Origin of the sequence: Mycobacterium sp. 1245852.3 (assembly GCF_001669335.1) — a bacterium.
GTDB classification, from domain to species: Bacteria; Actinomycetota; Actinomycetes; order Mycobacteriales; family Mycobacteriaceae; genus Mycobacterium; species Mycobacterium europaeum_A.
Map to the genome: position 1 here is coordinate 1 of NZ_LZLL01000302.1, position 5466 is coordinate 5466.

The window sequence follows — 5466 nt, forward strand, 5'->3', positions numbered from 1 at the left end:
GCGGGATCACGCTGGTGATCGGCCGCAGGGTGTACGCACTTACCGCTGCCGCGCCGCGGGATCGCAATGACCCGCGAGCCGGAACGCCGTCCGTCATGCAACGCAGTCAACACCAAATGGTGACATTGGTCAATGGCAGATTTGGAGTACCAGGAGATGGTAGCCCCCTGCCGCTGTCGGTTCTCATTTTGGATGGCAAATTTCTCACATGATGGCGAACATAGGCGAATCCGCCAAGAGTGCCTACGCGCGAGCTCGAATCCCAAGTCCCGCGGGCCATTACGCCACGGCATCCGGAACGCCCAGCGTCAACTTTGGCGGGTAGCGGACTCGTGCGGCGTGTCAAGCAGAGCGACGGCCGTGCGGACATAGGCGTCGAGGTCCATATCGTCGCCGTACACGCTGATCTGGATCAAGGCACCCTGCAGCAGAGACATAGCCAGCCGCCCGAACTGATCGGGGTCGATCGCCGCGGCGAGTTCGCCGCGCTCTTGCGCGGCCTGCGCGAGTGTCGCAAAGCCGTCGCGTAGGCGCGAAAGCCCAGCGCGGGCGGCGGCGTTGAGTTCCGGGTCGCGCTGTTGTTCCCCGATCAGGTGGGGGAAGATACGGGCGCGCTGTTCGACGGTGCCCAGTTCGACGTTGCGGTTTTGCTCTATCAATTCTGCCAATGCTTCGCCGGGCCGGCGGAGACGGCCACCAGGCAGGGCTTCGGTGATTACCGTCGCCGCTTGAGTGAGGAACCCCATCGTCTCGGCAATGATGGCGCGTACGAGGTCGTCCTTGCCTTCGAAATAGCTGTAGACCGCACCCGGACTGAGGTCGGATTCTTTGAAGATCTCCTGCATCGTGGTGCGGTGGAACCCATCGCGCGCGAAGCAAGCAAGCGCCGCTGACAAGATCTGGCGGCGCCTTGCCGCGACGTGCTCATCGGTCACTTTCGGCATATCACCACTGATTCTACATTGACAGCGAACGCTCGTTTCAGTATAAAGAACGAATATTCGTTTTAGGAGACAGCATGTCATTTCAGCCGCTCGTCGAACAGTTGGATGCGCGCGTTGCCGGCGCGCCTGGCGATCGCGCCATCGCGAAGCGGGACCTCGTGCCCGGCACGCTGATCGCTCTGACGATGGGCGTCGGGTTCTGGCTTGCCAGCCATGGGGCCAGCCTGAAAGTCACTTTCATCCCAGGGGTCGTCGCCACCTGGTTGCTGTTTGTGTGGTGCTATCGAAGTCGGCTGCCGCTGCCCACGGTCAACAGATTCCTGCCGGCCTTCTGCTGCGTCCTGGCTGTGCAATTCGTGCACTTCACCGAGGAATTCGTCACCGGCTTTCGAACCCACTTCGCAGAGCTCTACGGTGGGGCTCCCTACTCGAATGACGCCTTCGTCTCGGTCAACATGAGCGCCTACGCCGTCATGATCGTCGCCTGCGTGATCGCGTTGACCACTCGGCTGCGCTTCGCAATCGTTCCCGCCATTTTTTTCATCTTCTACGGCGCGATCGGCAACGCCATCGCGCACACGTGGTGGAGCATCATGCTCGGCGCCTACTTCCCCGGACTGATCACCGCTCAGCTGTACTGGATCGCGGGACCATACCTGCTCTACAAGCTGGTCGGAGACCGCCGGGTGACCGCTATGGCTGTTCTCGGGTTCGCTGTGGCACTCATCCCGCTTCTGGCGTTGGCGGCCGACACCGCGGCCGTCTGACCGCGTGCGCGTTGACGCCTATGCGCGCTGGCGTATGCGCCCCGTGTTGTGACCACCGGATCAGCAGGTTGCGAGATCGTCAGACAATCCAGGGTGCACACCCGATATCAGTCCGGCGCTACCGGCGACTTGCTGCAACAGGCTGCGCAGGGTGTCGCGTTCGCGTGCCGAAAGGTCAGCGGTGACCGCATCTTCGAGCGCGCGGGCGGACCCATCCAGCTTGAGCAGAAGTCGGTGGCCCCGCTCGGTCAGGGTGATCGCGAACGCCCGCCGATCAGCGGGATGCGGCCTGCGTTGCACCAGGCCATCGGCTTCCAGCGCGTCAATGATGTTGACCATCACATTGCGGTGGATGCTCAGCTGCGCCGCCAACTCGCGTTGCGACTGGCCATTGCGCGCCGCCAGCGCAGCCAGCACCGCATAGGTGCGCGGTTGCACGCCGCTGTCTGCGATCAGGCGCTGAAACTCGGCCGCCACGTAGGAGCCCAACTGCGACAACAGAAATGGGATGCGTTCATCGAGGCTGGCGATGCCTTTTGCGACCCTCGTCATAGACCGGAGTCTAGCAACGCACATGATCATCATTTATAGTGATAATCACTAATAGTGCATAGTAGAGGAGAAGTCATGAAGCTGGTCATCTTTGGAGCCAATGGCCAAACCGGCCGGCTGGCGACTGCGATCGCCCTCGGTGCCGGCCATGATGTGGTCGCGGTGACCCGAAGGCCAGGTGAGTTCCCGCTGGCAGGGCCGAGGCTGACCGTCGCCGGGGCTGATGCGCGGGATGCCGCGGCGGTCCGGCCACTCGTCGAGGGTGTCGATACGGTGGTGTCAACGCTGGGTGTCACGTTCACTCGGGGCGCAGTAGACACGTACTCGCTCGGAACCGGAAACATCGTGACCGCCATGCACAGCGCGCGCACCCGGCGCCTTGTGGTGGTCAGCTCGACAGCTGCATTTCCTGTGCGTCGGTCGCGAGTTCCGTTGTCGCTCCGGCTGATCGAGCCGGTCCTGACTCGCACGATCGGCAAGACTGTTTATGACGACATCCGGCGCATGGAGAAGATCGTGCGTGGCAGCGGCCTCGATTGGACGGTTGTTCGCCCATCGGGGCTGTTCGATCTTCCCGAGCGCACCCGGTACCTATGCGGAGAGGTTGATCCCGTCGGTGCGTTCACTGCGCGCGTCGATTTGGCCGACTATCTGGTGGCCGTGGCCGCTGACGCAGCGGCGGTCCGTCGCACCGTGATCGTGTCGACCACTGAAAACACTCCAAGCCTGTGGCAAGTGATTAGGCGGGAAGCGAGATCGGGCAGTGACTCGGGCACGCAATCGGTGCACACATCCTGAGAGTGCTCCCTGTCGAAACCGCCGCTGCCCGAACGCGGATACATCGACAACGCGCGATTCGCCGAGACCTCGTCTGACGACCCGCGACTGGAGAGGCATCAATGACCCTCACACCGCACCCGACACGGGTCTGACGCATCTGCGTGATCGCGGCATATCCGTGGCAGCCGATGATGCCGGTGCCGGATATGCCAGCTTCACCCAACTGCTGCGGCTACGCCCCGACATCAGCAAGATCGATGGCGAGTTGATCGCCGGCATCGACGACGATCCCGTCAAACGTGCGCTGGCAACCGCGCTGAACTCGCTGGCATCCGAGCTGCACGCGAAATTAGTGGCCGAGCTGTGAAGACCCCAACCAACTCCGGCTGCCGGCACGCCCGCATTCACAGCCCCCACGTGTTCCCTTCGGACCGGCAACCTAACGACTAGACGAGGACGCTGCCGCCGTCGACCTTGACGACCGCTCCTGTGGAGTATGTCTGCTCGATGCAGTACAGGTAGGCCCGTGCCACCTCGTCGGCCTCGGCGATCCTGGTCAGCGGGATCCGTTCTGCTGCGGCAGCGAACATCGCGTCGCGATCCTCCCTGCCCATGTTGTCCCACAGCGGCGAACGCACTACACCTGGGGCGACAGCATTCACCCGCACCGGCGCCAGCTCGACCGCCAGAGCGGCGGTCAGCGCATTCATTGCGCCGCACAGACTTACCGGCAACGCGCCGAATTCCGGCTGCTCGGCGGCCGATCCGCTGGTCAGCGTGATCGAACCACCCGCGGGCAGGAGCGGCCCGAGCACCCGGGCCGCGCTGCACGCCCCGATGAAGCGGGTTTGGTAGAAGCCGGCGATAACGTCAGGTGTCAGCCCGGCCAGCGGCACCATCTCCAGCGGCTCGCCCGCGGTGTAGACAAGGTGGTTGACCGGGCCGACCCGTTCGGCCAGTCGCTCGATGGACGCGGGGTCGGCGAGGTCAACGGTGGCGCCGACCGCGCCGGCGGGCAGCGAGCCCAGCGCGCGCTCAACACTCGGCGTCCGGCGCGAGGCGACGATGGGGGTGGCGCCATGCTCGGCGGCTGCCGCAGCCACGGCCAGGCCGATGCCCGATGTCCCCCCGATGATCAGGACGCGTTGGTTATGCAGACTCATGTATTCAGGGTCAAGGAGGGGGCTCCTACTCGTCCAACACCCTTCTCGTCCGGGGGCGATACCCTCTGGGTATGGCTCCAGTGGATCTGGATATGCGCAAGCTGCGTTACTTCGTCGCGGTGGCGGAGGAACTCAACTTTGGCCGGGCCGCGGCACGCCTGCACATCGCCCAACCGGTGCTGTCCCGTCAAATTCGCGCGCTCGAGCACGAGCTGGGAATCAAGCTGCTCAATCGGGGCACCCGCGGGACGACGCTGACCGCTGCCGGTTTGCGGCTACTCGACGACGGCCGTTTCTTGCTCACGGAAGTGCAGGCGCTGCAGCAGCGGCTAGCGCAGGCCGAAGCCCCCGCCGTAGTGGTCACGGTCGGGGTACTACCCGGGCTGTTGGCGACCGCTGCCGCCCGGGCGTTCGAGGCGGGCGACCCGGCTCGCCGCACGGTGATCGTGCCGGTGACCTGGAACGAGCAGGCCGAAGTGATCCGCCGCGGCGACGTGCAGGTCGTCTACGCTCGCTCGCCATTCGACCTGTCCGGCCTGGCGACAGCGCCGCTCCTTGAGGAGCCGCGCGACGTAGTGCTGCCCGCCGGTGATCCTTTGGCCGAGCGGCCGTCGGTATCGCTGGACGATTTGGCGCCGCGACGGTTGCTGCAGAACCCCGCATCGGTGCCCGAGTGGTACGCCATCGCCAGCCCGGAGTTGCGCCGCGCGGCAGTGCAGTCGTCGGTCAGCGGGGTCGAGCAGAAGCTTGAATTAGTCGCTGCCGGCGCAGGTTTCGCAGTTCTGCCTCGGTCGACGGCCGTGTCGTACCGGCGGCCAGACTTGCGGGTAGTGCCGGCCGACGGCCTCGCTCCCAGCCGGGTGGTGCTGGCGTGGGACGCCACGATCACTGATGCGGCGCGCGACGACTTCATTACAGCCGCGCTGGCCTGTGCCGGACAGACGATCGATCCGACCTCGCGAACGTAAGATATCGATAGTTATGCTACAAGGGTTCACTTCATGAGATATCCGGCAGATCAGAAGGCTAAGGCGCGCGCCGCGTTACTCCGTGCGGGCACGCGCTCGATGAAGGTCGCGGGTTTCAACGGGATCGGGGTGGACGGGCTGGCCGCGGCGGCGGACGTGACCTCGGGGGCCTTCTATTCAAACTTCGCCAACAAGGAAGCGATGCTTGAGGCGATTGTCGAGGCCGCCGTCGGTGAACCTTTCGTTTCCGACACGAAATCGGGCACGAGGGCCGAACGCAGGGCGAAGCTGA

The 5466-nt window shown here is 64.5% G+C and carries 8 protein-coding genes; 5 read left to right on the top strand and 3 right to left on the bottom strand.

The annotated features are described in order from the left end of the window. Nucleotides 1–308 precede the first annotated feature (308 nt). On the bottom strand, nucleotides 309–944 hold the full coding sequence (locus A9W96_RS13465) for a TetR/AcrR family transcriptional regulator (protein ID WP_066876984.1): 636 nt from the start codon (nucleotides 942–944) through the stop codon (nucleotides 309–311). Between the two features lie 74 nt (nucleotides 945–1018). Here A9W96_RS13465 and A9W96_RS13470 point away from each other — a divergent pair, with 74 nt between their 5' ends. Then, nucleotides 1019–1711, top strand: a complete 693-nt coding sequence (locus tag A9W96_RS13470; protein ID WP_082972225.1) for an HXXEE domain-containing protein — start codon at nucleotides 1019–1021, stop codon at nucleotides 1709–1711. 60 nt (nucleotides 1712–1771) lie between these two features. Here the strand turns inward: A9W96_RS13470 and A9W96_RS13475 are convergent, their stop codons facing one another. After that, nucleotides 1772–2296, bottom strand: a complete 525-nt coding sequence (locus tag A9W96_RS13475) for a MarR family winged helix-turn-helix transcriptional regulator (protein ID WP_231999678.1) — start codon at nucleotides 2294–2296, stop codon at nucleotides 1772–1774. A 42-nt stretch (nucleotides 2297–2338) separates the two neighbouring features. On the opposite strand from A9W96_RS13475, the gene A9W96_RS13480 reads away from it, so the two are divergent. Both A9W96_RS13480 and A9W96_RS33055 read left to right on the top strand, forming a co-directional pair. After that, nucleotides 2339–3061, top strand: a complete 723-nt coding sequence (locus A9W96_RS13480; RefSeq protein ID WP_067020157.1) for an NAD(P)-dependent oxidoreductase — start codon at nucleotides 2339–2341, stop codon at nucleotides 3059–3061. Continuing rightward, nucleotides 3027–3410 carry an EAL domain-containing protein gene (locus A9W96_RS33055; RefSeq protein ID WP_082972228.1) on the top strand — a complete coding sequence of 128 codons (384 nt, stop codon included), beginning with the start codon at nucleotides 3027–3029 and terminating at the stop codon, nucleotides 3408–3410. The genes A9W96_RS13480 and A9W96_RS33055 overlap by 35 nt, the downstream gene beginning before the upstream one ends. A gap of 79 nt (nucleotides 3411–3489) precedes the next feature. Here A9W96_RS33055 and A9W96_RS13490 read toward each other — a convergent pair whose 3' ends face one another. Continuing rightward, on the bottom strand, nucleotides 3490–4206 hold the full coding sequence (locus A9W96_RS13490) for an SDR family oxidoreductase (protein ID WP_067140366.1): 717 nt from the start codon (nucleotides 4204–4206) through the stop codon (nucleotides 3490–3492). 71 nt (nucleotides 4207–4277) lie between these two features. Here A9W96_RS13490 and A9W96_RS13495 point away from each other — a divergent pair, with 71 nt between their 5' ends. Together A9W96_RS13495 and A9W96_RS13500 are read left to right on the top strand one after the other, a co-directional pair. Then, nucleotides 4278–5174 (top strand): LysR family transcriptional regulator, encoded by an 897-nt coding sequence (locus A9W96_RS13495; RefSeq protein ID WP_067140369.1) that lies wholly within the window; start codon nucleotides 4278–4280, stop codon nucleotides 5172–5174. A 33-nt stretch (nucleotides 5175–5207) separates the two neighbouring features. Then, nucleotides 5208–5466: TetR/AcrR family transcriptional regulator (locus tag A9W96_RS13500; protein ID WP_156765235.1), on the top strand; the 259-nt coding region annotated here is incomplete at its 3' end.

What these genes read in the sequence shown, in the direction of transcription:
- A9W96_RS13470 (WP_082972225.1), top strand. Translation starts at nt 1,019, where the DNA reads ATGTCATTTCAGCCGCTCGTCGAACAGTTGGATGCGCGCGTTGCCGGC.
- A9W96_RS13495 (WP_067140369.1), top strand. Translation starts at nt 4,278, where the DNA reads ATGGCTCCAGTGGATCTGGATATGCGCAAGCTGCGTTACTTCGTCGCG.
- A9W96_RS13465 (WP_066876984.1), bottom strand. Translation starts at nt 944, where the DNA reads ATGCCGAAAGTGACCGATGAGCACGTCGCGGCAAGGCGCCGCCAGATC.
- A9W96_RS13480 (WP_067020157.1), top strand. Translation starts at nt 2,339, where the DNA reads ATGAAGCTGGTCATCTTTGGAGCCAATGGCCAAACCGGCCGGCTGGCG.
- A9W96_RS13475 (WP_231999678.1), bottom strand. Translation starts at nt 2,296, where the DNA reads ATGATGATCATGTGCGTTGCTAGACTCCGGTCTATGACGAGGGTCGCA.
- A9W96_RS13490 (WP_067140366.1), bottom strand. Translation starts at nt 4,206, where the DNA reads ATGAGTCTGCATAACCAACGCGTCCTGATCATCGGGGGGACATCGGGC.